Raw genomic sequence first — 24368 nt, forward strand, 5'->3', positions numbered from 1 at the left:
CTGCCGGGACGGCTTCCGCAGGGGGGCTCCAATGGACGAAGCCAGGCTTCAGAAGTTCGTGGATCAGGTCGTACTCGACATGGGGGCCGCGTTCGGCGCGGCGACGGTCGTGCTCGGCGACCGGCTGGGCCTGTGGAAGGCGATGGCGGGGGCGGGTCCGATCGGCGCCGGTGAGCTGGCCCGGCGCACCGGCACCAACGAGCGGCTCATCGCCGAATGGCTCGCGGCCCAGGCCGCCGCCGGATACGTCTCCTACGACGACGGCGCCTACACGCTGACCGACGAGCAGGCCACCGTGTTCGCCGACGACTCCAGCCCGGTGTTCATGACCGGGATAGCCGAAATGATCTCTTCGGTGTATCGCGACGAGGACAAGCTCGTGGAGGCGTACCGGGGTAACGGCGGTCTGGCCTGGGGAGATCACGACCGGGCGTTGTTCGACGGCACCGAGCGGTTCTTCCGCCCGGGGTACACCGCCAACCTCTCGACCAGCTGGATTCCCGCGCTCGAAGGAATCCAGGACCGGCTGGACGACGGCGCCCAGGTGGTCGACGTCGGCTGCGGGCACGGCGCCTCGACCGTGGCGCTGGCGCGGGCGTACCCGAACTCGTACTTCACCGGTTTCGACGCCCACGGGGAATCGATCATGCAAGCCCGTGAGCGGGCGGCGGAGGCCGGGCTGGCGGACCGGGTGAGCTTTGAGACGGCCTACGCCGACGACTACCCCGGGACCGGCTACGACCTGGCGTGTCTTTTCGACTGCCTGCACGACATGGGAGATCCCGCGGGCGCGCTACGGCATATCCGATCCACTCTCGCGCCCGACGGCACCGTGCTGCTGGTCGAGCCGTTCGCGTACGGCCGGCTGCCGGACGACCTCAATCCGGTGGGCCGGCTCTTCTTCAACGGCTCGGCCACGATCTGCGTGCCCGGCGCGCTCTCGCAGAACGGCCCTGAGGCGCTGGGCTCCCAGGCCGGGCCGGAGCGGTTGTTCGAGGTCGCCGCGCGGGCGGGGTTCACCCGGATGCGCAAGGCGACCGCCACGCCGTTCAACCTGGTGCTGGAGCTGAAACCGTGATGCTCCGGCCGACGGCGCCCACGAACCGCCGAGCGTCGGATTGACCCCGTCGCCACGCGCTTTCCGTTGCCTCCGCGGCGCTCCTCGCCGCCCCGGGGCGTTGAGGAGAGCCCGGCCGGTTCCGTCGGCGTGGGGAGCCGGATCGGCTCCGTCAGTGTTTGGAGGAGTGCTTGGGGGAACGCTTGGAAGGGTGCTTGGAGGGGGCCACGGGGGAGGTGCTGCTGAGGGGGACCTCCTGGTGGCGGACCACGCCGAGCTGCACCGTCTGCCGCGGCAGCAACGCGTCAAGCAGCCAGCTCCCGGCGATGCGCGCCCGGCCTCCGGGGATGGCCAGCAGGTGATAACCCCTGGTCACCGCCTTGGCCACAACACCGGACAGCGGCACGCCCAGCGGGTTCGCCGCGGCCTTGGCGTCGCCCAGGTCGACGACGAATCCCAGGTCGCTGTGCTTGTACGGCTTGCGCTCTCCGTGACCGTAGGAGGCGGCGACGTTGTACGCGGCGCGCCTGCCCTGGCGGGTGGCGTGCTGGGCGGTCATCGCGGTGTATTTGCCCGGCCTGGTCAGGTCCGGCACCGCGGCCGCGTCTCCGCAGGCGAAGATCTCCGGGTGGCCGGGCATGTTGAGATATTTGTCCACCAGCAGCCGTCCCTTCTCGGTGGGCAGTCCCAGCGACTCCACGAGCGGGTCGGGCCGCACGCCCACGCACCAGACCAGCGTGCGGGTCGGTACGAACTCCCCGGTGGAGAGCTTGACCCCCTCGGCGGTCGCCTCGGCCACGCTGGTGCCGGTGCGGATGTCCATGCCGCGCTCGGTCAGGGTGCGGTGTGCGATCCGCGACAGGCGCTCGTCCAGTTCGGGCAGGATGCGCGGGGCGAGGTCGACGAGGAGCCAGCGGATCGGCTGGTCGCGCAGGCCCGGGTGGCGCTTGCCCGTGGCGAGGGTCAGGAGCTGGCCCTGCGCGGCGACCTCGGTCCCGGTGTATCCGGCGCCCACGACGACAAACGTGCAGCGTGCCTCCCGCTCCTTGGGGTCGTCGGCATCGGCGAGCTCGATCTGGCGGATGAGATGGTCGCGCAGGTAGAGCGCCTCGTTGATGCTGCGGAAGCCGTGCGCGTACTCGGCGACTCCCGGGACGGGCAGCAGCTTGTTGACGCTGCCGACCGCGACCACGAGGCGGTCGTAGCCGAGGTCGCGCGGGTTGCCCTCGGCGTCGGTGCACTTCACCCTTCGGCCCTGCACGTCCACGGAGTCCACCGTGGCGAGCAGGTGCCGTACCCCCGGACAGCAGCCGGTCAGCGGGATCGCGACCTTGCGCGGATCGAGGATGCCCGACGCCACCTCGGGCAGCAGCGGCAGATAGAGGAAGTAGTCGGTCGGGTTGATCAGGACGATCTCGACCGCGCCCCGGGCGATCCGGGAGAGGGTCCTGGCGGCGTTGAAACCCGCGAAGCCCCCTCCCACAATGACGACTCTCTGCCGGTTGGCCATGACCCCGAGTCCCTTCCCCGGTGCGGAACTTCCGTCCTTAGCCGCTTGCCCCTTTTGGTGGCACATCACGCATCCGGCCTGGAAACGGCCCGCCATCGTGTGCGCCCCGCGGGTCGAGGCGAGGGCGATGAGGGGCCTTTCGCGCCGAATGGGAGCTTCCATGCTGAACGGGGCGACGGGCGCGGCAGCGTGCCCTCCGGCGGGTCGTAGGCGGCGTCCGGGGCGGATGGCGGCTGGTGATGGTGGGCCGATTCGGACTCAGGTGAGTAACGTCACATCATGGGATGAATGGGACTAAGTGGGACACACCTCTGGTTAACACTCATGTAACACAGAGCACGCCCATCGTCTGGAGTCACTGGACCAGCGTGCACAACCAGGGGGAAACACCATCATGAGCAAGATCACACGTCGTCTGGCAACCGCTACCGCCACTCTCGCAGTGGCGGGCGGGATCATCTTCGCGGCCGGGGGCGCGGCATCGGCGGCCACATACGAGAGTGACAGCCACACTGCCACCGTTGCCACCCGACAGGAGGTGGTAAAGGTCGTAAAAGTGGTAAGCCGGAGCTGGGACGGACACCGGTGGTGGAGCCGCTACAGCAAGAACGGCAGCCTTTACCTCTCCATTCAGGGGCACCGCTACCGGTATGACGGCCACCACTTCTACCAGTGGAGCCACGGCAAGTGGAGGCGCCTGACGTCTGCCTCCATCCGGCACCTTGGCTTCGACCGCAAGCACTTCTCCGGCCACCACGGCGACCACAGCGACCACGGGCACTCGGACCACCACGGGAACTCGGACCACCATGGTGACTCCGGTCACGGCGACTCCGGTCACGGGAACTCCGGTGACCACGGGCACGGGCGCTAGGCATGGGCGCCGAGTTCGAGGAGAGCGCGTCGGTAGGCGGGGCCACAGCTCAACAAGCTGAAGAACTTCCGGGCGGTGGCTCCGCGCCCCGACAGGCACGAACGGATTCCTCAGGTCGCCATCGACGTCATCCCGATCAGGATCCGGCTCCGAGTCTCCGTTCCGCGACGGATTCACCAGGTCGCCATCGACGTCATCTCGACCAGGACCCGGCTCCGCGTCCCCAGTTCGCGATGTAGGAAACGATCTCCAGATCGATCCGTCCTCCGGATCCGATGGCCTGTCTCCGAACTTTGATCGGATAGCACCGCCGGACAGCCGCTTCCTGGGGGGGAACCGGTTTTCCCGGCGAGGTTGTGACGGGCCATCGGATCGGGGGCTTCCGGGTTCGGCCACGGTCGAGAACGACAGGGTGAGCCGGACCCGGGAGCCGACCCCATTCGGTGGGAGGCGGGGCACCGCGGCCCCTTTTTCAGGGTGGGACAGAATTACGGGATGACGGGACCGCAAACATCCAGCTCATCGTTCTCCGAGCGGACCGCATGGGCACGAAATCTCCAGACGCCCCTGCGCGAGTTCCTCCGTACCGAGACCGGCAGCGCCGCGCTCCTGCTCGTCGCGACGGTCCTCGCGCTCCTGTGGGCGAACACGGACTCGTCATCGTATGAGGCGTTCTGGGGGACGCAGCTCTCGATCCGCGTCGGTGACATGGGTGTGTCACAGGATCTCCGTCACTGGATGAACAACGGGCTGATGACGTTCTACTTCTTCGTCATCGGTCTGGAGGCGCGCCGCGAGTTCGACATGGGCGAGCTGCGCGAGCGGCGGCGGATGGCGCTGCCGCTCCTGGTGGGCATCGGCGGGATGGTCGTTCCCGTCATGATCTATCTCGCGGTGAACGCCGGGCTCCCCTCCGCGCACGGCTGGGGCGCGGCGATGTCGACGGACACGGCGTTCGCGCTCGGGATCCTCGCACTCGTCGGGACCCGCTTCCCCGAACGCCTGCGCGCCTTCATGCTCAACATCAGCGTCGTCGACGACATCGTCGCGCTCGGCGTCATCGTGGTCGTCTACAGCGGCCACATCTCCATGTCCGCGTTCGTGGCCGCGTGCGGGATCTTCGGAGTGACCCTGCTCGTGCGCGCCAATGGGGTGCGCTACGGGCTGGTGTACGGACTGCTCGGCGCGGCCACGTGGGTGGCGCTCTTCAAATCCGGCGTCGATCCGCTTGTCGTCGGCCTGGCGATGGGGCTGCTGACCTTCGCGTATCCGGCGGCACGCAGCGATCTCGAGCGTGCGAGCGGCCTGTTCCGGCTGTTCCGAGAGCAGCCGACACCGGAGTTCGCGCGTTCGGCCCAGCAGGGACTCGTGTCGGCGATCTCGCCGAACGAGAGGTTGCAGCAGCTCTATCATCCGTGGACCAGCTACGTGATCGTGCCGCTGTTCGCGCTCTCCAACATCGGAATCGCGATCGACGGCGCCCTCCTCTCCCGTGCCTTCACCTCGCCGATCACGCTCGGGATCCTGTTCGGCTACCTCCTGGGAAAACCGGTCGGGATCGTCGCCGTCTCGTGGCTCGTCACGCGGTTGAGCCGTGGCCGGCTCCGTCCGCCGGTGGGCTGGGCCGCCGTCCTGGGCGGCGGCACGATCGCCGGCATCGGCTTCACCGTCTCCCTGCTCGTCGCGAGCATCGCCTTCAGCGGCACCGAGCTGGAGGAGGCGAAGATCGGCGTGCTCAGCGCGGCGATCTGCGCGTCCGTTCTGACCTGGGTGGTCGCCCAGGCGACCGCGTTCCTGCCGCTGCGCGTCCGGATCCGCGCGCTGTTCGGCACGGCCGAGTCCCTCGTCGACCTGGCCGCGCCGGTCGACTCGCGCCGTGACCACGTGCGCGGGCCCGCGGAGGCGCCCGTGACGGTGGTCGAGTACGGGGACTTCGAGTGCCCCTACTGCGGCCAGGCGGAATCCGTCGTCCGCGAGCTGCTCGCCGACTTCGGCGACGTCCGTTACGTCTGGCGGCACCTGCCGCTCAACGACGTCCATCCGAACGCGCAACTGGCGGCGGAGGCCTCCGAGGCCGCGGCCGCGCAGGGGGCGTTCTGGGAGATGCACGACCGGCTGCTGGAGGACCAGGGCGAGCTGAGCGTACGCGATCTGATCCGCCACGCGGAGGTTCTCGGTCTCGACGTCGAGCAGTTCCATCGGGACCTGCGGGAGCACCTCGGCACCGCCCGGGTCGCCGAGGACGTGGACTCCGCCGACCTGAGCGGCGTGGCGGGCACACCGACGTTCTTCCTCAACGGGCTGCGGCACCAGGGCTCCTACGACATCGCCACGCTCTCCGCCGCGGTGCGGGCGGCCCGTGCGCGCGCGGCGATCAGATCGTAGGCCGATCGGCAGGCCGGGGACAGCCGGGGACAGCCGGGGACAGCCGGGGACAGCCGGGGACAGCCGGGGACACGGTTGGCCGCGACCGGTTACCGGTTGTGGGGGAGGGCGACCGACGGGCGGGGGCGGCCGGGGTGCGGTCGGCCGGGCGTGAGGTCACGTCCTCCGGTTAGGCCGGGGGCCGAGGGGTAATCAGCAGCACATGCTTGATCTCTTACCCGAGGAGACCCTCCGGGAGATCGTCAACCTGCTGGTCCGCCTCGTCGAGGCCGCCGGCGCGATTGTCATCTTCGGCGGCGCGGCGGTGGCCTTCGTGCGCTTTCTCCTGGTCGCCGTACGACGGCGTGACGACAACGGCTTCATCGCCGTACGCCTGTTCCTGGGACGGTTTCTCGCACTGGGCCTGGAGTTCCAGCTGGCCAGCGATGTGCTGCGTACGGCCATCGCGCCGACCTTCACGCAGATAGGGCAGCTGGCGGCGATCGCGGCCATCAGAACGGCGCTGAACTTCTTCCTGAGCAGGGAGATCGAGAGGGAGGGGCGTACGGTGAACGCCGCCCCCCGTCCTCCCGCGTCCGGTGCCGAGAATGCCTGAGCAACTCGTCCGGACGGGCGTCACCCTGATCGTCGCCGCGGGACTGGTCTGCGCGCTCGCCGTCCTGTTCGCCGGGGGCGGCCCCAGAACCGCGATGGCGGTGTTGCTGGACTTCCTTCTGGCGGCCGGGCTTCTCCGCCTCTCCATGGCGCAGACCTGGACGGCGATCGCCGTGGCGGCCCTCACGGTGGTGATCCGCAAGGTCGCCATCGCCGGCTTCTCGCTCCCGCTGGGGTGGGAAGGGCGGATGCGATGGGGTGGTGATCATCAGGCGTCCGACGCGGACGCGACGTCGAGGAGGCCCGGGCAGGGGAACCGGTAGGGGGGTGCGGGGGCCAGGAAGGAGACCGGCGAGGGGATCAGGTCGACGCGCCGGCGCGGCGCTTCGTCCAGACGTCGAAGGCCACGGCGGCGAGCAGCACCAGGCCCTTGATGAGCAGCACCCGCTCGCTGGGCGCGCCGATGAGGGACATGCCGTTGTTGATCACAGCCATGATCAGACCGCCGGTGATGGCGCCGATCACCTTGCCGACACCGCCCTGAACGGCCGCGCCGCCGATGAACGCGGCGGCGATGGCATCCAGCTCGAAGCTGGTGCCCGCCGTGGGACCCGCCTGGTTCAGCCGGCCGGCGAAGATCACTCCGGCGAGTGCGGCGAGCACGCCCATGTTGACGAAGATCCAGAACGTGACGGACTTGACCTTGATCCCGGACAGGCTCGCGGCGTTCAGGTTGCCACCGATGGCATAGATGTGGCGGCCGAAGACGGCGCGGTTGGTCAGCAGGGTGTAGGCCAGGACGAGGACCGCGAGGAGGACCAGCACCCAGGGCAGGTTCTTGAACCTGGCCAGCTGGATGATGACCGCCATCACGACCGCGACAGCGGCGACGATCTTGAGGATGAACAGGGGCAGCGCGTCGACCTGCTGCCGGTAGCCGATGCGTCCCTGGCGGGTGCGCCACTGCGTACCGATGATCGAGGCCACCGCGGCCAGTCCGACGAGCAGCGTCAGCAGGTCGGCGCCCCCGAGCGGGCCAAGGCCGATGTTGCCGAGGTAGGAGGAGGTGAAGCCGTTGGCCAGCGTGCGGACCTCGTCGGGGAACGGGCCGATGCCCTGGTTGCCGAGCACGGTCAGCGTCAGAGCCCGGAAGATCAGCAGACCGCCCAGGGTCACGATGAACGCCGGTATGCCGAAGTAGGCGACCCAGTAGCCCTGCCACGCCCCGATCAGCGCGCCGGAGACGAGCGTGATGATGATCGCCAGTGGCCATGCCACGTGCATGTTGACCATCAGCACCGCTGCTATCGCACCGGTGAGCGCCACCACCGATCCCACCGACAGGTCGATGTGGCCGGCGATGATGATCAGGATCATGCCGATCGCGAGGATCAGGATGTAGGAGTTCTGCACGATGATGTTGGAGATGTTCTGCGGCTTGAGCAGCTCACCGTCGGTGACGACGGAGAACAGAACAATGATCAACGCGAAGGCGATGTAGATGCCGCTCTGCCGCAGGTTGATGGAGAAACGGCCTCCCGACGCCGCTGCGGGAACGGGAGGAAGGCTTCCGCTCGCGGGAGCGGGAGAGGTTTCACGTGGAGGGGCCTGACCGCTGCTGCTCATCTGTGCCATTACTCCTTTTCCTTGGTCATGAACTGCATGAGCCGCTCCGGGGTGGCGTCCGCCCTTGAGACCTCACCGGTGACGCGTCCGGCGGACAGCGCGTAGATGCGATCGCAGATACCGAGGAGCTCGGGAAGCTCCGAGGATATGACCAGGACGGCTTTGCCCTGGTCGGCGAGCTTGTTGATGATGGCGTAGATCTCGTACTTGGCGCCCACGTCGATGCCGCGGGTGGGCTCGTCGAGGATCAGCACGTCGGCGTCAGTGAAGATCCACTTCGACAGCACCACTTTCTGCTGGTTGCCGCCGCTGAGCTTCCCGGTGACCGACAGGACGCTGGGGGCCTTGATGTTCATCTCGGTGCGGTAGTCGCTGGCGACTCGGAATTCCTCGTTGTCGTCGACCCAGCCGCGTTTGGCCAGTTTCCCCAGCGCCGCGGCCGAGATGTTGCGCTTGATGTCCTCGATCAGGTTGAGCCCGTACCGCTTGCGGTCCTCGGTGGCGTAGGCCAGCCCATGCTGGATCGCCTCGCCGACCGTGCGGAGCTGGATCTCCTGCCCGTTCTTGTAGACGCGGCCGGAGATGTCGGTTCCGTAGCTACGGCCGAACACGCTCATCGCCAGCTCGGTACGGCCGGCGCCCATGAGACCCGCCAGACCGACGATCTCGCCGCGGCGCAGCGTCAGGTTGGCGCCGGACACGACGACACGACCGCGCTGGGAGGGGCTGTGCACGGTCCAGTCCTCGATCCGCAGCACCTCCTCGCCGATCGTCGGCTCGTGCGGCGGGTAACGGTTGTCGAGGTCACGGCCGACCATGCCCGAGATGATCCGGTCCTCGGTGACCGCGTCGTTCTTCATGTCCAGGGTCTCGATCGTCCGGCCGTCGCGCAGGATCGTCGTGGAGTCGGCGATGGCCCGGATCTCGTTCAGCTTGTGCGAGATGATCACTGAGGTGATGCCCTCGTCACGCAGCCCGCGCAGCAGGTTGAGCAGGTGCGCCGAGTCCTCGTCGTTGAGCGCCGCGGTCGGCTCGTCGAGGATGAGCAGCCGGACCCGCTTGGACAGCGCCTTGGCGATCTCCACCAGTTGCTGCTTGCCCACCCCGAGGTCCATCGCCCGCGTCACCGGGTTCTCGTGCAGCCCGACCCGTTCGAGCAGCTCCATGGCCTCGGCGTTCGTACGGTTCCAGTCGATCAGGCCGCGCTTGGCCCTCTCGTTGCCCAGGAAGATGTTCTCGGCGATCGACAGGTGCGGGCTGAGCGCCAGCTCCTGGTGGATGATCACGATGCCGAGCTTCTCGCTCTGCCTGATGTCGGAGAACTGGCTCAGCTCGCCGTCGAAGTAGATCTCGCCCTCGTAGGAGCCGTGCGGGTAGACGCCCGACAGGACCTTCATCAGGGTCGACTTACCGGCGCCGTTCTCTCCGCAGATCGCGTGTATCTCGCCTTTTCGCACCGTCAGGTTGACGTCCTGCAGTGCCTTGACGCCCGGGAACGTCTTGGTGATCCCGCGCATTTGAAGTATGTGGTCGGTCATACCGTCCGCCTCCGCACCGTTGCCCCCATCCGCCGGATGTCCGGTCGGCGGCGAGTGATGATCGCCGCCGACCGGACACCTTTCACCGTGCCGCCGGTTCTCCTACTTGAGCTGGTCTTCGGTGTAGTAGCCCGAATCGACCAGAAGCTGCTTGTAGTTGTCCTTGTAGACGATCGCGGGGTCGAGCAGGTAGGACGGGACGACCTTGCTGCCGTTGTCGTAGTCCGTGGTGTTGTTCACCTCGGCCTTGCCGCCCTTGAGCACGGCGTCGGCCATCTTGACCGTGACGTCGGCCAGCTGGCGGGTGTCCTTGTAGATCGTGGCGTACTGCTCACCGGCGATGATCGACTTGACCGAGGCGGCCTCGGCGTCCTGGCCGGTGACGATCGGGTAGGGCTGGTCGGCGGTGCCGTACCCGTTGCTCTTCAGCGCGGACAGGATGCCGATGGACAGACCGTCGTACGGCGAGAGCACGCCCTGGACCTTGGCGTCGCCGCCGGAGTAGGTCTTGGTGAGCACGTCCTCCATGCGCTTCTGCGCGGTGGCGGGGTCCCAGCGCAGGATCGCGACGGTCTTGAAGTCGACCTGGCCGCTCTTGACGACGAGGGTGCCCTTGTCGATGTAGGGCTTCAGGGTCTCCATCGCGCCGTTGAAGAAGAAGGTGGCGTTGTTGTCGTCCGGCGAGCCGGCGAAGAGCTCGATGTTGAACGGGCCCTTGGCGTCGCCGTCGGAACCGTCCTCCTTCTTCAGCCCGAGGCCCACCAGCAGCGAGGTCGCCTGCTGCACGCCCACCTTGAAGTTGTCGAAGGTGGCGTAGTAGTCGACGTTGGGGCTGTTACGGATGAGCCGGTCGTAGGCGATCACCGGGATCTTCTTGTCGGCCGCTTCCTGCAGCTGAGTGGTGATCGCGGTGCCGTCGATCGAGGCGATGACAAGAAGCTTGGCGCCCCTGGTGATCTGGTTCTCGATCTGGTTGACCTGCGTGGGAATGTCGTTCTCCGCATACTGCAGGTCGACCTTGTAGCCCAGCTTCTCCAGGGCGCTCTTGACGTTGTCGCCGTCGTGGATCCAGCGCTCGGACGACTTGGTGGGCATGGTGACGCCGACCAGGGCCTCACCCGCCGCACCCGGCGCCGCCGAACTCGCCGCGTCCTGATCGACGGTCTTGGTGCTCGAGCCACAGGCGGTCATCGCCATGGCGAGAGCCAGGCCTACCGACGCGGTGGCCAGCTTCGCTAGCTTCATGTTCTCTCCTTCATGTGACGGGGGTTCAGCTCGGCGGGGAAGTCCAGGCCCGGATGCTCGTCAGAGGGGGCCGTGCTGCCTCCTGAGATGCTGAAAGAGAGCCGGAGCGCCTGGCGTCCCGAAGGCAGCCGGTGCTCGGGCGGCACGCCGGAGCCACAAGGGGCGGAGCCGTTGCCCTGGCGCTTCTGGTCCAGGTGCCGCAAGGCGGAACGACTCGATCGAGCCGTGCCTCCGGCGGCATGAAGGTGGGCTCCTACGAGGCCCGCCTTAATGGTGTTAGCGCTCACATTGATCTTTATAAACCTTGCGATGACGTGAATGACTTTGTGACGTGCCATCAAATGCCCGCATTGCCCGACTGTCAACCCCTGGGAGATCAACGTTGGTGAGAAATGCTCCCCCAACGTCTGCCCGGAGGTCCGTTCCCACGTCCGAGCAGCGCGGATCGACATAGAACGGCGTGTTGACAGTGCCTGTGTGAACGTTAACACCTGCTCTGCAACATTCCGGAAACAATGTCATGATCGTAAGCCGGTCGTGACCGTCGGCGTCGGCTCCGTCGCGCATCCGCCCGATCTGCCGCACGGTCGGCGGGAACGGGCATCCGGGCGTCTCGCACCGGCGAACGGGCCTTCCGGCTCCTCGGGAAGGGGCGGCACCGGCTGCGACGGACCTTCCGAGACGCGTCCGGGCACCCGCGGCCCTCGTTTCGGGCCGCCGCGCCTCGTCCTCCGCGGAGGACGAGGCGCGGCGGATCCTCGGCATGGACGTCAAGGGCCACCTCGCGGAGACCGTACGGCTCCGGGCGGCGTCCTTGGGACACCCTCCGGCGCACGTGACCCGCCGTTCCACGTCGCCCTTCCGGGGTATCGCTGATGGCATGACTCCAGAATCGAAGGATCCGCTGGCGGATCTCGACCCTTTCGACATCTTCGACGCAGAGGCCACCCGTCTGGACCGTCACTTCTCGGGCCTCGACGACGAGGGCTGGAACCGCCCCTCCCGGTGCGAGGGCTGGTCGGTGCGGGACATCCTCGGGCATCTCGCCGGGGAGGAGCTGTACAACCACGCCTGCCTCGACGGCGACCTCGACGGTTTTTTCGCGATGCTCGCCCGCGAGGGCGCCGGAGGCGGCTTCAACGGCTTCAACCAGTGGTGCGTACGGCAGCGCCGCGACGTGCCCGTCGAGGAGGTGCTGGAGGAGTGGCGGCGGGCGAACGCGGAGACGCGCGAGCGCATGCGGTCCCTCGGCCGCGAGGCGGAGCTGCAGACTTCGGCGGGGCCGTACCCGGTTGGCCTGCAGGCCTTCCACTACGACTCCGAGTACGCCACCCATGCCGACGACGTGGGAGCGCCCGTCTCGGATGGCGAGGCCGGCGGGCGGGCGTGGTGGCGGGCCAGGGTGGGCGAGTTCGTGCTCGGCGAGCAGGGATCGGGCGTCCAGGTCGGCCTGACCGCCGAGGGGGTCTCGGTGCGGGTGGACGGCATGAGCGAACGGCTGCCCACGGACGTGTTCGTCGAGGCCACGGTCGGCCGGTTGCCGGATGATCACCCGCTTGACGGCGGGCTCAAGGACGCCCTGCGGTGTCTTGCCTGACCCGGATGGCAGGGCCCTATGTGTCATGCCTGACCCGGGCGGCAGAGCCCGAGGTGTCATGCCCGGCTCACGTGACAGGGCCATGCCGCCCTGTACGCGACGGGGCCATCCCGCCCTGTCTCGTCTGACCCTGAGGACGGGATCGCCCCGCGATGCCCTGCCCGGCCGGGACGAGGGGAGAGGCGGCGTCCTCGGCTCGGCCGAGGCGGCGGTCGGTCCGCCGGGCCGGTACGGTGTGCCCTCCGCAGGAGTCAACCGGGCGTCGAAGGAAGTGGCAAGTGGCAGACGGTGACAGCCGGAAGGGGCCCGGACGGTTCGGAGCGCCGTCCGATGCGCCCGTGATCCTGAGCGACGTTCCCGGTTCCTTTACCTGGAAGGTTCTCCACGACCGGCACCCCGCCCTGATCCAGAAGGTCCGCGACGCCACGCCGTACGATCCGGAACGGCTTCGGGCACTCGACCTTCTGCTCGGGGAGATCACCGAGGGTGTGATCGGGCCGCTGGAGGGTGCCATGCATGATCGGGACCTCTGGGAGAGCTGGGACCGGGGCCACATCGGAGAGCGGTGGGACGACGCGCCGTTCCTGTGGACGGAGAGCTACTTCTACCGCAAGCTCCTCGCCGCGGTCGGATACTTCGATCCCGGTCCGTGGCAGGGCATAGATCCGTTCGAGCCGTTCAAGCAGGCCGAGCTGTTCGGTGAGGCCGTCGACGACGAGCTCCGCGCGCTCGACGGATTTCCCGCCCTGGACGTGGGGGAGCGGGACCAGGCGTTGATCCTGAGGGCACTGTGGGGAAACCGGGCGGACCTCGTGTTCCGGATCTCCGCCGGAGGTTCGGGGCTCGCAGCTCAGGTGCCGGGCCTGGTGGCCGACGACAGCGCGCTCATCTGGTCGATGATCGACGGCCTTTCGGCGACGGGCGGGTCCCTGGCGGGTGGCGCTCCGGCGGGTGGCGATTCGACGGTCGGCCGGGGCCTGGCGGGCGGCGCTCCGGCGGCCGATGGTCGCTCCTCGCGGATCTGCCTCGTCGCGGACAACGCAGGAAGCGAGCTGCTGCCGGACCTCGTCCTGATCGACCATCTCCTGCATGCCCGCGGCGTGGGGGAGGTCGTCCTCCATGTCAAGCCGTCCCCCTACTACGTGTCCGACGCGATGATGACGGACGTGGTGGCCTGCCTGCGCCGCATGTCCGAAGCAGGAGGTCAGGCCGGCGAGATCGGGGGCCGGCTCCGGGAGGCGATGGGATCGGGACGGCTGCTCGTGCGGGCACATGTCTTCTCGTGCGCGCCCCTGCCGTACAGCGAGATGCCCGACGACCTGAGGAAGGACTTCGCCTCCGCCTCGCTGACGATCATGAAGGGTGACCTGAACTACCGTCGCCTGGTCGGTGACAGGTACTGGCCGCCGACCACGCCGTTCGCCGAGGTCACCGGGTATTTCCCCGGCCCGGTGGCGGCCCTGCGGACCCTGAAGTCCGAGGTGGTGGTCGGCCTCGGAGCCGAGACGGTCACGGCTCTGGAGGCGAGCGGACAGCCCTGGCGCGTCAGCGGCACACACGGCCTGATCCAGGCCAGATCGTAAGCCGCCGGTGGCGGCGTCAGGCCCTTTCGGGCCTGGCCGTCACCGGCGGCGTCTCCCGTCTCGCGATGATCAGCGGTCGCCCTGCGGCATGATCCTTCACCGGCCTGGGTCGGAATGATGACCAGTCGTTGCCCTACGGCACGATCGGGCTTTCACCGGCCTGGATCAGGACGACGATCAGTCGTTGCTCCGCGGCTCGATCGGGCCTTCACCGGCCCGGGCCAGGACGACGATCAGCCGTTGCTCTGCGGCACGATCGGACCCTCGCTGGCCTGGACCAGGACGAAGCCCGCACCCTGGAACGCGAGCTGCGCGGCCTCGCCGCTCCCGCGGCCGATCAGCGCGCCCGCCTTCATGGTGCGGTTGACACCCACGCGCAGCTCGGCGCTCCAGCACACCGCGGACTGGCTGTCGGCGAAGGTCGGCGCGCCGGAGGTGTCGAGCAGCACGGGGGAGCCGTGCGCGGTGACCGCCACCCAGCCGGTGCCCCGGATCGTGGTGTTGAACAGGCCCCCGGCGGCGATGCCGGCGCCCTGGATGCGCTGGATGTCCCAGGTGAGCTGCGGATCGAAGGCCAGCAGGTTCGTCCCGTTGACGGTGATCGCCTCGTTCTCCAGGTAGAACAGGTGCACGTCGTCGGCGTTGTCGGCCAGGAAGAGCATGCCCTGCCCGCGGACCCGCATCAGCGGCGCACCCTCGCCGGTGACCATTTTCTTCAGGAACCGCCCCATCCCTCCGGAGCCCTCGTAGTCGAAGTCCATCTGTCCCTGGAAGGCGACCATGGATCCCTGCCGCGCCAGCACCTCTCCGTTCAGCTGCACCCGCAGCATCTTGGCGTTCTGCAGGGCGAAGTGGCCGGGGAGCGGGCCTTGCTCCAGGTTTCCGAAGAACGAGCTACGCACGGGGATGCCTTTCGGTATCGAGTCGGTGCCGAGGAAAGTCGTACGAATGACGAACCGGACGTCGCCGTAGTTCCCTTCGACGTTCCCCTCGACCGCCGGAGACGGCGGTGGGAGATTCTCCCGGCGCGGTTGTTACGATCGGCTGATGTCCGACCTCGGGAAGGAAAGCGTGAGATCGCGCCCATATGTGCTGTTGAGCTGCGCGATGTCCGTCGACGGATACATCGACGACAGCTCTCCGGAGCGGCTCCTGCTCTCCAATGACGAGGACTTCGACCGTGTCGACGCGGTGCGGGCCACCTGCGACGCGATCCTGGTGGGAGCCAACACCGTCCGCCGTGACGACCCCCGGCTCCTGGTCCGGTCGCAGGCCCGCCGGCAGGAGCGGGTCGCGCGAGGGCTGCCGCCGTCGCCCGCGAAGGTGACGCTGACCACGGCGGGCGACCTCGACCCGTCCAGCCGCTTCTTCGCCGACGACGGCGCGGTGAAGATCGTGTATGCCGCGTCGGCCGCCGTCGGCAAGCTCGCCGCCCGCCTGGGCGAGACCGGGGCGACGGTGGTCGACGCGGGTGACTCCGTGGATCTCCGCCGCCTCCTGGAAGACCTGGCCGGGCGCGGGGTGCGCCGCCTGATGGTCGAGGGCGGGGCCTCGGTTCACACCCGGTTCCTCCAGGAGGACCTCGTGGACGAGCTTCACCTCGTCATGGCGCCGTTTTTCGTCGGGCACTCCACCGCCCCGCGCTTTGTCCACGACGGCGACTTCCCCCGCGATCACCGGCGCCGGATGGACCTGGCGGAGGTCCGGAAAATGGGCGATGTCACGCTCATGCGCTACCTGCTGGCCTGACGTACCGTGCACGGGGGAGATGTCCGATGAACGATCATGACTGGCTACGGCTGGCCTGCGACCTGGCGGGGCTGTGCCCGCCCTCGGAGACGGCGTTCTCGGTGGGGGCCGTGGTGGTCGGCGCCGACGGCGAGGAGCTCTCCCGCGGATACTCGCGAGAGACCGACTCCCACGTCCACGCGGAGGAGTCGGCGCTCGGGAAGATCTCCCCCGACGATCCCCGGCTGGCCGGGGCCACGGTCTACAGCAGTCTCGAACCGTGCAGCAAGCGCAGCTCCCGTCCCCGCACCTGCACCCGGCTGATCCTGGACAGCGGTGCCCGCCGGGTGGTGCTGGCCTGGCGGGAGCCTGCGATCTTCGTCGACTGCCACGGAGCGGAGGAGCTCGCGGCGGCCGGGGTGACCGTGCTGGAGATCCCCGAGCTGGCGGAGCGCGCCCGCGAGCCCAACGTCCATCTCCTCTCCCGCTGACGTGCGAGCCCCCTCGGCCGCCTCCGACGCCGGCAGCGCGTAGGCCTGTTCTCCCAGGTGGTCTTCCAGAGTGGCCTGGAACTGCCGTTCGGCGTGCCTGTCACCGCCCTCGGCGAGAGGGTGTCGCCGTCGGCCGGCAAGTACGAATAAACCCGAAAATAACTACTTAAAGTTATAAGGATAGGCCGATAGGTCCCTTAACTGCGCTTATATCCAGTTTTTCTGTTTGAGGGTCGCTGCTCTCGGTAGTCATTCAGATATCGGACGAGAGGCCAGCCCCATGAGATCGATCGAATCAGACGCGACCTTTCCTGATCCGCCACTGGCGTGTGCGCATCACCTCCACGGCGAACTGCGAGTGCCGCGATGACCGGCGCGGCGACGACCGGCACCGTTCTCGTCGCCCGCATGGACAACGCGGGAGACGTCCTGCTGGCCGGGCCCGCGATCCGCGCGGTCGCCAAGGGCGCGCGGGAGGTCGTGCTGCTGGTGGGACCGCACGGCCGGGCCGTGGGCGAGATGCTGCCCGGCGTGTCCAGGGTGGTGGAGTGGCGGACACCGTGGATCGATCCCGAGCCGTCGCCGATGACCGGCCCGCACGCCCTGCGGCTCCTGCGGATCATCAGGGACGTCGCTCCCGAGCAGGCGCTGATCTTCACCTCGTTCCAGCAGTCGCCGCTGCCGCTCGCCCTGCTGTTCAAGCTGGCCGGAACGCCGAGGACCGCCGCGATCTGCGCCGACCACGCCGCCTCGCTGCTCGACGTGCGGCACGTCGTCGACGAGAGCGTGGACGTGCCCGAGACCGAGCGCATGCTCGCCCTGGCCAGGGCGGCGGGATTCGACCTGCCGCGGGGAGACGGCGGAGCGCTTGCCCTACGGGGTCCGCTGCCCGAGGTCGGCTACCTCACCGGGCCGCCCGGCTACGTGGTCGTGCACCCTGGAGCCTCGGTGCAGGCCAGGGCGTGGCCGGCTACGAGCTGGGCGCGGGCGGTCCAGGATCTCGTCCGCGCGGGCCGGCGGGTCGTGGTGACCGGCGGCCGCGGAGAGCGGGCGCTCACCGCGAGGGTCGCCGGCGGCGCCGGGCAGCACGGCCTCTCGGCGGGACCCGCCTTCTCGGGTCAGTGGATGGCGGGCGGGCCCACCCTCGCCTGCGGCGTGGCGGGGGACGAACGCGCCCTCACGGACGGCTGGGTGGAGGGCGGCCCCGCCCTCCCGGGCGGCTACTGGGAGAAGAACGGGTCCACGGGGAGATCCATCACCGACCTCGGGGGAAGGACGACCTTCGCCGAGCTCGCCGCGGTGCTCGCCGGAGCGAGCGTGGTGGTGGTGGCGAACACCGGTCCGGCCCATCTCGCGGCGGCGGTCGGCACGCCGGTGGTCAGCCTCTTCGCTCCCGTGGTCCCGGCCGGTCGATGGGCGCCGTACGGCGTGCCGACCGTGATCCTCGGTGATCAGCAAGCTCCCTGCCGGGGCACCCAGGCCAGGGTGTGCCCGGTTTCCGGCCACCCGTGTCTTACGTCCGTGTCAAGCGATCAGGTGGTAGAGGCCGTTAACCGCCTGGTATGCGCGAAAGAGGATGTTAAATGAAAATTGCTCTGATATCAGAGCATGCGAGTCCCCTGGCGGCCATCGGCGGCGTCGACACCGGCGGGCAGAACGTTCATGTCGCCGGCCTGGCCGCCGCGCTGGCGGAGAGAGGGCACGAGGTCGTCGTCCACACCCGGCGCACGGCCGTGACCCAGCCGGACCGGGTCTTCCTCCGTCCGGGCCTGACCGTCGAGCACGTCCTGGCCGGGCCTCCGATCTTCCTTCCCAAGGACCAGCTGCTGCCGTACATGCCGATGTTCGCCGCGCATCTCGCGCGGCGATGGGCCGAGCGCCCGCCCGACGTGGCCCACGCGCACTTCTGGATGAGCGGCCTGGCCACTCTGATGGCCGCGCGGGATCTCGGGATCCCGGTCGTGCAGACCTTTCACGCCCTGGGCACCGTCAAGCGGCGCTGGCAGGGCGTGGCGGACACCAGCCCGGCGGGGCGGATCGCCGTCGAGGCCGACATCGGACGGCGGGCTCACGCGGTCGTCGCCACCTGCCGCGACGAGGTGAGCGAGCTCCTGCGGATGGGCGTGCGCAGGGAGCGGATCGTGGTCATACCGTGCGGGGTCGATCTCGACCTCTTCTGCCCGGCCGGATCCGCCGCCCCCCGCGGATCACGGCAGCGCATTCTCAGCATCGACCGCATCGTTCCCCGCAAGGGGCTGGACACCGTCGTGCAGGCCATGCGTGATCTGCCGGAGGCCGAATTGCTCATCGTGGGAGGCACGCCCGAGGACGACGAGGCGGTGCGACTGCTCCGGATGGTCCACTGCTACGGCCTGTCGGACCGGGTCCGTCTGATCGGCGGCGTCGACCGGACCGAGGTGCCGGTCCTGATGCGCTCGGCCGACGTCCTGGTGAGCGTGCCCTGGTACGAGCCGTTCGGCATGGTGCCGGTGGAGGCCATGGCCTGCGGGGTGCCCGTGGTCGCCTCCGCGGTCGGCGGCCATCTCGACACGGTCGCCGGGTGCGGGATGCTGGTGCCTCCCCGCCGCCCGGGCGCCCTCACCGGGGCGCTGCGCGACGTGCTGGGCCAGCCCCGGCTCCGGACGTCGCTCACGAAGGCGGGCGAGCGGCGCGCCCGGCTCCTGTACGGCTGGCCGCAGGTGGCGGGGCGCACCGAGTCCGTCTACCTCGATGTGCTCACAGAACGTCGCGACGGTTCGTCGTCGCGGGAAGCCGGCCCGCGTCCTCGGACCACCGAGCCGTCAAGGAGCAATGGAGCCGGCCGGGAGGGCGAACCGGAAAAGCAGACACACGGTTAGGCGAGTACGGAGTCGACCCCGTACTACCTGCCTTGATTTCCGACGGATCCTGCCTGCGGCCGGGCGGAGAGGTACGCGAGGATCCTCTCCGCTGTGGTGGGAGGCTTCGGGCCCCCGGCCGGCTCGCCGCTCTGGGCGGACTCCAGGTCCTGATGGAGGATGCACATCACGCGGCCCCGGAGGAGACCCGGGTCATCGTCCCGGCGGGGTCGATCACCATGTCGAGAACGTTCAGATCGTCGATCATGCGTCGGAGCGTGGGCTCGCTGAGCCGGATCCAGCGCTGGTCGGCGCCGAGCACCTTGGCCAGGCGGATCGGCGAAGAGAAGGCGGCTGCCGTTCTCTTGCCCGACGCGGTCCGAAACAGGCGCAACGACACGGCGAAGGCGCCTTCACGGACCGGGACGAATAACGGTACTTCCGACATAACTTCCTCCTACGGAGAATTCCTACAAGAAGGACGTTACGGCCTTGCAGGGAGTTGGCGGCACGATCCCTACGGAATCTCTACGGGAACGGCCGAAGGGCTGACGCCGTATTGACGTCGAGCGGCCCCGAATCCGGAAAGATCCGACGCCGTGTCGACGCCGAACGATCCCGGGCCCGCAGAGGTGGTCCCTGCTGACCTGCCCCACAGCCGGCACCTCACACGGAAAGGGCGGCGGAGGTCAGGCCTGGCCGAGGGAATCGGTGCGGACGAGCCGAAGGAAGGCCTTGAGTCCGCTGATGACCTCGTGGTTGTCGGTGAGACCGTCCACGGTGTCCTCGAAGCGCCGGGCGATCCCGGTGATCCGGCGATCCAGGTCTTCGTCGCCCACCCGCAGGTCGGTGTGGAGCGTCTCGACGTCGCGCTGGAGCCGCTCGGCCGACTCCGTCAGCGCGGTCACCTCGGTGGTCAGACGCTCCACCCGGGAGACGAGGGCCACGATGTCCTCGCGGGGATAACGGGCCTCGCTCATCAGCGTGGTGACCCGTTTGTGAAGGTGTGAGAAATAGGCGCCCGCCGGCCGGAAGAAGGTGCTGAGCAGGTAGAACCCGGCGAAGTAGTAGCCCACCTCGGTGCCGGAGAAGAAGGTGATGACGGCGAGGAGCGCCGCCGAGACGAGGTGACCGCCGACGGCGAAGCGGCGCATGCGCCCGGCGATCTCCAGGGCCTCGGCCTCGTGGGCGTCGGGGACCTCGATGCCGCGTTCCCGCGACACGTGGATCTCGTGGACGACCTGACGCGCTCCGAAATACAGGTTCCAGGGGAGGGTGAGGAGCAGGATCAGCCAGATGAGGCTGATCGCGCCGAGCCCGAGTGACAGGACCGTGGACAGCGGAACATCGGCGTATACGAGCAGCCACGCGGCGACCACCGTGGTGACGAGCGCGACCAGAAAAACCCACCATTTCATGATGCGATCGTCCCGAAGATCCAGACGGCGGGGGAGGGCGCGCACACTCAGCCGTGACTGAGCACCCCTACTCAGATCACCGGACTCATTTCGAAGGGGATGTCACACTCGAGCGTCGCCGCACCTCTCAAGGGGGGAAGCACACGACATAAGGACCATCCATGCCCGACAATCCGGATGACACCTCGACGCGGGTGTTCGCCGACCATCGCGAGCTGCTGTTCTCGATCGTCTACAACCTGCTCGGCAACGTGGCCGACACCGAGGACGTGTTGCAGGACACCTGGCTGTCGTGGGCGCCCAGAAACCGGGCGTCAGGCGCCGAGGAGATCACCAACCCGCGCGCCTACCTGGTACGGATCGCGGTCAACCACGCGCTCGCCCGGCAGGGCGCCATCCGCCGCCGCCGCGAAACCTACGTGGGACCGTGGTTGCCCGAACCCCTGCTCACCGACACCGTCCCGGACTCCGCCGAGCCGGCCCTGCGCGCGGAGTCGGTGTCGATGGCGTTGCTGGTGGTGCTGGAGACCCTCACCCCGCTGGAGCGGGCGGTGTTCGTCCTGCACGAGGTGTTCGGCTATCCCCACACCGAGATCGCCGGCATGCTCGACCGCGCCCCGGCCACCGTACGGCAGCTCGCCCACCGCGCCCGCGAGCACGTCCACGCCCGTCGCCCCCGCTACCAGGCCAACCCGCGCGTCCAGCGGCAGGCGACCGAACGGTTCCTCGCCGCCGCGCTCGGCGGTGACCTGGACGCCCTGATGCAGATCCTGGCGCCGGACGTGACCATGTGGATCGACGGAGGCGGCAAGGCCCGGGCCTCCGTCCTGCGCCCGGTGCACGGTCGCGACAAGGTCGCCCGCATGATCGCCGGTGTCACCTCCCGCGCATCCGAAGACCTGGACGTCCGCTACCGGACGGTCAACGGCGATCCGTCCGCGGTGCTGTTCGCCGACGACGCCCCATTCGCCGTCATGGTCATCGACCTCAGCCCGGACGGGGAGCAGGTGTCGGGAATCTACTCCGTCACCAACCCCGACAAACTCTCCCGCATCCAGGACACGCCAGAAGCGGTACGGAGCTCAGGAGGTGCGGACGAGTCCTGAAGCCGCCTACCTCGCCCAACGCCGACCGGCGAAACCATGGGAATCGACCGCTGAGGTCTCGGCCGAACCCGGGGCGATTCGGTGCCGTTCAGCGGGGCGGTGCGCAGCGACGCCGCCTTGCATGATCACACGCCACCGGTCCGTGGCGGCCGCCCTTCGTGGGCCGGGACCACACGCACTTGGCCATTGGCAGAGCGCATCGGTGACGACATGATCCGCGTCATGTTCGTGACCCGGTCACGTACTTCAGGCGGTAAGGCGAGTGCTGCGGCGTTGGAGCCGCCGGGGTCACTCGGCCCGCTGGGAGGTCCAGACGACCTCGCCGTCCACCCGGGCGTCGGTCGGGACGAGGCCGGCGCGGCGAGCCACGGCCGACGAGACGGCGTGGTCGGGGTGGACGGTGGCGACGATGGTGCTCACGCCGCGCTCCCTGAGCCAGGCGACAAGCGCGAGCGCCGCCTCGCCGGCGATGCCCCGGCCCTGCCAGGGGACTCCCACCACCCAGGCCACGGAGGCCTCGGCGGGGGTCACGGTGGCCTGGACATAACCGGTCAGGGGATCGGACCCGCTCGAGCCTTCCGATCCATCGCCGGTCTCCGTCTCGCCTGCGGTCTCCGTCTTGTCGCTGGGTTCCGATCCGCTCGCGGTCTCCGGCCGACCCAGGTCTCGCGACGCGTCCGTGGGCTCCGACGTGTCCGGGCCTTGCGAGGCGTCCGAGTTTTCCGACCTGTTCAGGTTCTGCGACGGGTGCAGGCGGATCACCCAGTTGAGCCATACCTCGTCACGGCCTGGCGGAGGCCCGGCGACCATGCGGGTGTAGCGGGCGCGGAGCTCTGACGGGGTCGCCGGGGAGCCGCCGATGAAGGCGTGGAGGGCGGGGTCAGCGAGCGCCTCGGCCATTTCGGCCGCGTGTTCCACCGCCAGCGGTATGAGCGTGAGCCGGGGAGTCCTGATCGGTTCGGCATCCATAGTCAAACGAGTGTTCCACGGTTGGCAATCGCCTGGCGATCGGTCTGTGTTCGACTGGCACCGGGTTCGTCGAGGAGGATCAGTGGCCGTTGAAGAGAAGCCGTACTTCAGAATCGTCTGGCCCCTCCCGGCTCAGTCCGGGCAGGGCGGGTCAGACGTGGACAATCGAACGATCGACGGTGTCGAGAGTGAGCCGGACACGGACGGCCGGACGGTCGAGGATGGGTCGGGTACGGACCGCTGAACGATCGGTGGTGTCCGGGCGGGTCGTACGCGGACGATCGAACGGGGGCGATGCCCGGGGCGAGCCGGACACGGACGGGCGACGGCGCCCGGGCAGGCCGGACACGAGCAATCGAACGGCGGTGCCCGGGCAGGCCGGACACGGATGACTGAACGATCGACGGTGCCCGGGGCGAGCCGGACACGGACGATCGGACGGGCGAGGGCGCCCGGGGTGGGTCAGACGCGGATGACCGACTGGTCGACGCTGCCGGGGGCCAGGACGTGCTCGATGACCATGACGGCGGCGCCGATCACTCCCGCGCGGTCGCCCAGCTCGCTGGCGGTGATCGTCAGGTGCTGGGTGGCGAGGGGGAGTGACCGGCTGTAGATGACCTCGCGGAGGCCGGCGAGCAGTTGCTCCCCGGCCTCGGCGATGTCTCCGCCGAGCACGATCACCGAGGGGTTGAAGAAGTTCACGATGGAGGCGAGGACGTCGCCGACCTCGCGGCCCGCCTGCCGGATGAGCTGGACCGCCTGGGTGTTGCCGCCGCGCACGAGGCGGACCACGTCGCGGCTGTCGGAGGCATCCACGCCGGCGGCGCAGAGGCGGGCGGCCATGGCGGAACCGCTCGCCACGGCCTCCAGGCAGCCGATGTTGCCGCAGCGGCAGACGGTGTCGAGGGCCGAGGCCACCCGGATGTGGCCGATGTCGCCGGCCGCGCCCTGCGCGCCCCGGTGCAGGCGGCGGTCGCTGATGATGCCGCAGCCGATGCCTGTGCCGATCTTGACGAAGATCAGGTGGTCGGCCTCCGGGCGGGCGGCCCAGTGCTCGCCCAGGGCCATGATGTTCACGTCGTTGTCGACGAGGACGGGTGCGCCAAGGCGTGAGCCGAGCCACTCGGGGACGGGGAAACCGTCCCATCCAGGCATTATCGGCGGATTGACCGGCCGTCCCGAGCTGTGCTCGACCGGGCCCGGCAGCCCGACGCCGATGCCGCAGACCTCGTCCAGGTCGTGGCCGGTCTCGGCGAGCATCTCCTCGAAGGTGCGCTGGAGCCAGGCGAGTGTCTCCTCGGGTCCACGGTCTATCGATATCTCGGCCGCGCGTTCGGCGAGGACCTCGGTGCCCAGATCGGTGATCGCGACCCGGGCGTGGGTGGCGCCGAGATCGGCGGCGAGGACGACGCGGGCGGCGCGGTTGAAGGTGAAGGCGATGGCGGGACGGCCGCCGGACGAGATGGCCTCCTCGGTTGGAATGATCCACTGTTGGCTCAGCAGCGCGTCGAGGCGCTGGGCCAGGGTGGATCTCGCCAGTCCGGTCAGTTGCACCAGTTCGGCCCTGGTACGGGCCTGTCCATCACGCAGGATCTTGAGAAGCGCCCCCGCGCCGGCGATTGAACCGTTCGCTTCGTTCAGCATGCGCACAGTCAACACTCCTCGTTTCCGCCACGTCAAAGCGACTTACGCCTCTCGATGCCTTCATTATGCCTAATGGTGACTTACTTTTGCTTGACCATCGCCATAAGACCCCTTTAGCATCCCGAAATATGGAGGAAATTGGACGGTTACCGGCGAATCAAGTACG

21 protein-coding genes are annotated in these 24368 nt (G+C 68.7%); 12 read left to right on the forward strand and 9 right to left on the reverse strand.

All coding sequences use genetic code 11. The features are described 5' to 3' along the window. Positions 1–31: 31 nt before the first annotated feature. A complete protein-coding gene (locus DKM19_RS10775; RefSeq protein WP_110695581.1) occupies positions 32–1078 on the forward strand; it encodes a class I SAM-dependent methyltransferase in 1047 nt (348 codons plus the stop codon). Positions 1079–1229: 151 nt separating this feature from the next. On the opposite strand, the gene DKM19_RS10780 is transcribed toward DKM19_RS10775, so the two are convergent. Beyond that, a complete protein-coding gene (locus DKM19_RS10780; RefSeq protein ID WP_110695582.1) occupies positions 1230–2567 on the reverse strand; it encodes an NAD(P)/FAD-dependent oxidoreductase in 1338 nt (445 codons plus the stop codon). A gap of 556 nt (positions 2568–3123) precedes the next feature. Between DKM19_RS10780 and DKM19_RS10785 the strand changes: the two genes are divergently transcribed. The 4 genes from DKM19_RS10785 to DKM19_RS10800 all read left to right on the forward strand — a co-directional run bounded on the left by DKM19_RS10785 (position 3124) and on the right by DKM19_RS10800 (position 6743). Next, on the forward strand, positions 3124–3441 hold the full coding sequence (locus DKM19_RS10785) for a hypothetical protein (protein ID WP_162641421.1): 318 nt from the start codon (positions 3124–3126) through the stop codon (positions 3439–3441). A gap of 495 nt (positions 3442–3936) precedes the next feature. Beyond that, on the forward strand, positions 3937–5826 hold the full coding sequence (nhaA, locus tag DKM19_RS10790; RefSeq protein WP_110695584.1) for a Na+/H+ antiporter NhaA: 1890 nt from the start codon (positions 3937–3939) through the stop codon (positions 5824–5826). A gap of 202 nt (positions 5827–6028) precedes the next feature. Further along, positions 6029–6421: a DUF1622 domain-containing protein gene (locus DKM19_RS10795; protein ID WP_110695585.1), complete on the forward strand. Its 393-nt coding sequence runs from the start codon at positions 6029–6031 to the stop codon at positions 6419–6421. After that, entirely contained in the window at positions 6414–6743 is a 330-nt protein-coding gene (locus tag DKM19_RS10800) for a hypothetical protein (protein WP_110695586.1), read from the forward strand. The genes DKM19_RS10795 and DKM19_RS10800 overlap by 8 nt, the downstream gene beginning before the upstream one ends. 37 nt (positions 6744–6780) lie before the next feature. Here DKM19_RS10800 and mmsB read toward each other — a convergent pair whose 3' ends face one another. From mmsB to chvE, 3 genes are all read right to left on the reverse strand, one after another. Continuing rightward, positions 6781–8046, reverse strand: a complete 1266-nt coding sequence (mmsB, locus tag DKM19_RS10805) for a multiple monosaccharide ABC transporter permease (RefSeq protein ID WP_110705632.1) — start codon at positions 8044–8046, stop codon at positions 6781–6783. Positions 8047–8054: 8 nt separating this feature from the next. Beyond that, positions 8055–9584 carry a multiple monosaccharide ABC transporter ATP-binding protein gene (gene mmsA, locus DKM19_RS10810; RefSeq protein WP_089205226.1) on the reverse strand — a complete coding sequence of 510 codons (1530 nt, stop codon included), beginning with the start codon at positions 9582–9584 and terminating at the stop codon, positions 8055–8057. Between the two features lie 102 nt (positions 9585–9686). Beyond that, positions 9687–10829 (reverse strand): multiple monosaccharide ABC transporter substrate-binding protein, encoded by a 1143-nt coding sequence (chvE, locus tag DKM19_RS10815; RefSeq protein WP_110695587.1) that lies wholly within the window; start codon positions 10827–10829, stop codon positions 9687–9689. A gap of 880 nt (positions 10830–11709) precedes the next feature. Here chvE and DKM19_RS10820 point away from each other — a divergent pair. Both DKM19_RS10820 and DKM19_RS10825 read left to right on the forward strand, forming a co-directional pair. Then, positions 11710–12426: a maleylpyruvate isomerase family mycothiol-dependent enzyme gene (locus DKM19_RS10820; RefSeq protein WP_110705633.1), complete on the forward strand. Its 717-nt coding sequence runs from the start codon at positions 11710–11712 to the stop codon at positions 12424–12426. Positions 12427–12704: 278 nt separating this feature from the next. Continuing rightward, on the forward strand, positions 12705–14009 hold the full coding sequence (locus tag DKM19_RS10825; protein ID WP_239514186.1) for a damage-control phosphatase ARMT1 family protein: 1305 nt from the start codon (positions 12705–12707) through the stop codon (positions 14007–14009). A 233-nt stretch (positions 14010–14242) separates the two neighbouring features. On the opposite strand, the gene DKM19_RS10830 is transcribed toward DKM19_RS10825, so the two are convergent. After that, a complete protein-coding gene (locus DKM19_RS10830) occupies positions 14243–14911 on the reverse strand; it encodes an AIM24 family protein (RefSeq protein ID WP_110695589.1) in 669 nt (222 codons plus the stop codon). Positions 14912–15080: 169 nt separating this feature from the next. On the opposite strand from DKM19_RS10830, the gene DKM19_RS10835 reads away from it, so the two are divergent. From DKM19_RS10835 to DKM19_RS10850, 4 genes are all read left to right on the forward strand, one after another. Beyond that, a complete protein-coding gene (locus tag DKM19_RS10835; protein ID WP_110705634.1) occupies positions 15081–15758 on the forward strand; it encodes a dihydrofolate reductase family protein in 678 nt (225 codons plus the stop codon). Between the two features lie 26 nt (positions 15759–15784). Continuing rightward, the gene (locus DKM19_RS10840) at positions 15785–16228 is read left to right on the forward strand and encodes a dCMP deaminase (RefSeq protein ID WP_110695590.1); all 444 of its coding nucleotides are present in this window, start codon (positions 15785–15787) and stop codon (positions 16226–16228) included. A gap of 366 nt (positions 16229–16594) precedes the next feature. Beyond that, positions 16595–17815 carry a glycosyltransferase family 9 protein gene (locus DKM19_RS10845; RefSeq protein ID WP_239514187.1) on the forward strand — a complete coding sequence of 407 codons (1221 nt, stop codon included), beginning with the start codon at positions 16595–16597 and terminating at the stop codon, positions 17813–17815. Further along, a complete protein-coding gene (locus DKM19_RS10850; RefSeq protein ID WP_110695591.1) occupies positions 17812–19086 on the forward strand; it encodes a glycosyltransferase in 1275 nt (424 codons plus the stop codon). Before DKM19_RS10845 ends, DKM19_RS10850 begins: the two co-directional genes overlap by 4 nt. A 166-nt stretch (positions 19087–19252) precedes the next feature. On the opposite strand, the gene DKM19_RS10855 is transcribed toward DKM19_RS10850, so the two are convergent. Then, on the reverse strand, positions 19253–19513 hold the full coding sequence (locus DKM19_RS10855; RefSeq protein ID WP_110695592.1) for an SAV_915 family protein: 261 nt from the start codon (positions 19511–19513) through the stop codon (positions 19253–19255). A gap of 241 nt (positions 19514–19754) precedes the next feature. Beyond that, positions 19755–20483 carry a hypothetical protein gene (locus tag DKM19_RS10860; protein WP_110695593.1) on the reverse strand — a complete coding sequence of 243 codons (729 nt, stop codon included), beginning with the start codon at positions 20481–20483 and terminating at the stop codon, positions 19755–19757. Positions 20484–20644: 161 nt separating this feature from the next. On the opposite strand from DKM19_RS10860, the gene sigJ reads away from it, so the two are divergent. After that, positions 20645–21589: an RNA polymerase sigma factor SigJ gene (gene sigJ / locus DKM19_RS10865; protein ID WP_110695594.1), complete on the forward strand. Its 945-nt coding sequence runs from the start codon at positions 20645–20647 to the stop codon at positions 21587–21589. A gap of 288 nt (positions 21590–21877) precedes the next feature. Here the strand turns inward: sigJ and DKM19_RS10870 are convergent, their stop codons facing one another. Further along, positions 21878–22558, reverse strand: a complete 681-nt coding sequence (locus tag DKM19_RS10870; protein ID WP_110695595.1) for a GNAT family N-acetyltransferase — start codon at positions 22556–22558, stop codon at positions 21878–21880. A gap of 462 nt (positions 22559–23020) precedes the next feature. Next, positions 23021–24202, reverse strand: a complete 1182-nt coding sequence (locus tag DKM19_RS10875; RefSeq protein ID WP_239514430.1) for an ROK family transcriptional regulator — start codon at positions 24200–24202, stop codon at positions 23021–23023. Between the last annotated feature and the right edge of the window lie 166 nt (positions 24203–24368).

Source organism: Streptosporangium sp. 'caverna', assembly GCF_003203775.1.
GTDB lineage: Bacteria > Actinomycetota > Actinomycetes > Streptosporangiales > Streptosporangiaceae > Streptosporangium > Streptosporangium subroseum.

Excerpts from the sequence above, each read along its gene's own strand:
- chvE (WP_110695587.1), bottom strand. The coding sequence starts at position 10,829 with ATGAAGCTAGCGAAGCTGGCCACCGCGTCGGTAGGCCTGGCTCTCGCC.
- DKM19_RS10870 (WP_110695595.1), bottom strand. The coding sequence starts at position 22,558 with ATGGATGCCGAACCGATCAGGACTCCCCGGCTCACGCTCATACCGCTG.
- DKM19_RS10855 (WP_110695592.1), bottom strand. The coding sequence starts at position 19,513 with ATGTCGGAAGTACCGTTATTCGTCCCGGTCCGTGAAGGCGCCTTCGCC.
- mmsA (WP_089205226.1), bottom strand. The coding sequence starts at position 9,584 with ATGACCGACCACATACTTCAAATGCGCGGGATCACCAAGACGTTCCCG.
- DKM19_RS10860 (WP_110695593.1), bottom strand. The coding sequence starts at position 20,483 with ATGAAATGGTGGGTTTTTCTGGTCGCGCTCGTCACCACGGTGGTCGCC.
- DKM19_RS10820 (WP_110705633.1), top strand. The coding sequence starts at position 11,710 with ATGACTCCAGAATCGAAGGATCCGCTGGCGGATCTCGACCCTTTCGAC.
- mmsB (WP_110705632.1), bottom strand. The coding sequence starts at position 8,046 with ATGAGCAGCAGCGGTCAGGCCCCTCCACGTGAAACCTCTCCCGCTCCC.
- DKM19_RS10840 (WP_110695590.1), top strand. The coding sequence starts at position 15,785 with ATGAACGATCATGACTGGCTACGGCTGGCCTGCGACCTGGCGGGGCTG.
- sigJ (WP_110695594.1), top strand. The coding sequence starts at position 20,645 with ATGCCCGACAATCCGGATGACACCTCGACGCGGGTGTTCGCCGACCAT.
- DKM19_RS10795 (WP_110695585.1), top strand. The coding sequence starts at position 6,029 with ATGCTTGATCTCTTACCCGAGGAGACCCTCCGGGAGATCGTCAACCTG.
- DKM19_RS10850 (WP_110695591.1), top strand. The coding sequence starts at position 17,812 with ATGAAAATTGCTCTGATATCAGAGCATGCGAGTCCCCTGGCGGCCATC.
- DKM19_RS10845 (WP_239514187.1), top strand. The coding sequence starts at position 16,595 with ATGACCGGCGCGGCGACGACCGGCACCGTTCTCGTCGCCCGCATGGAC.
- DKM19_RS10875 (WP_239514430.1), bottom strand. The coding sequence starts at position 24,202 with ATGCTGAACGAAGCGAACGGTTCAATCGCCGGCGCGGGGGCGCTTCTC.
- DKM19_RS10800 (WP_110695586.1), top strand. The coding sequence starts at position 6,414 with ATGCCTGAGCAACTCGTCCGGACGGGCGTCACCCTGATCGTCGCCGCG.
- nhaA (WP_110695584.1), top strand. The coding sequence starts at position 3,937 with ATGACGGGACCGCAAACATCCAGCTCATCGTTCTCCGAGCGGACCGCA.
- DKM19_RS10775 (WP_110695581.1), top strand. The coding sequence starts at position 32 with ATGGACGAAGCCAGGCTTCAGAAGTTCGTGGATCAGGTCGTACTCGAC.
- DKM19_RS10780 (WP_110695582.1), bottom strand. The coding sequence starts at position 2,567 with ATGGCCAACCGGCAGAGAGTCGTCATTGTGGGAGGGGGCTTCGCGGGT.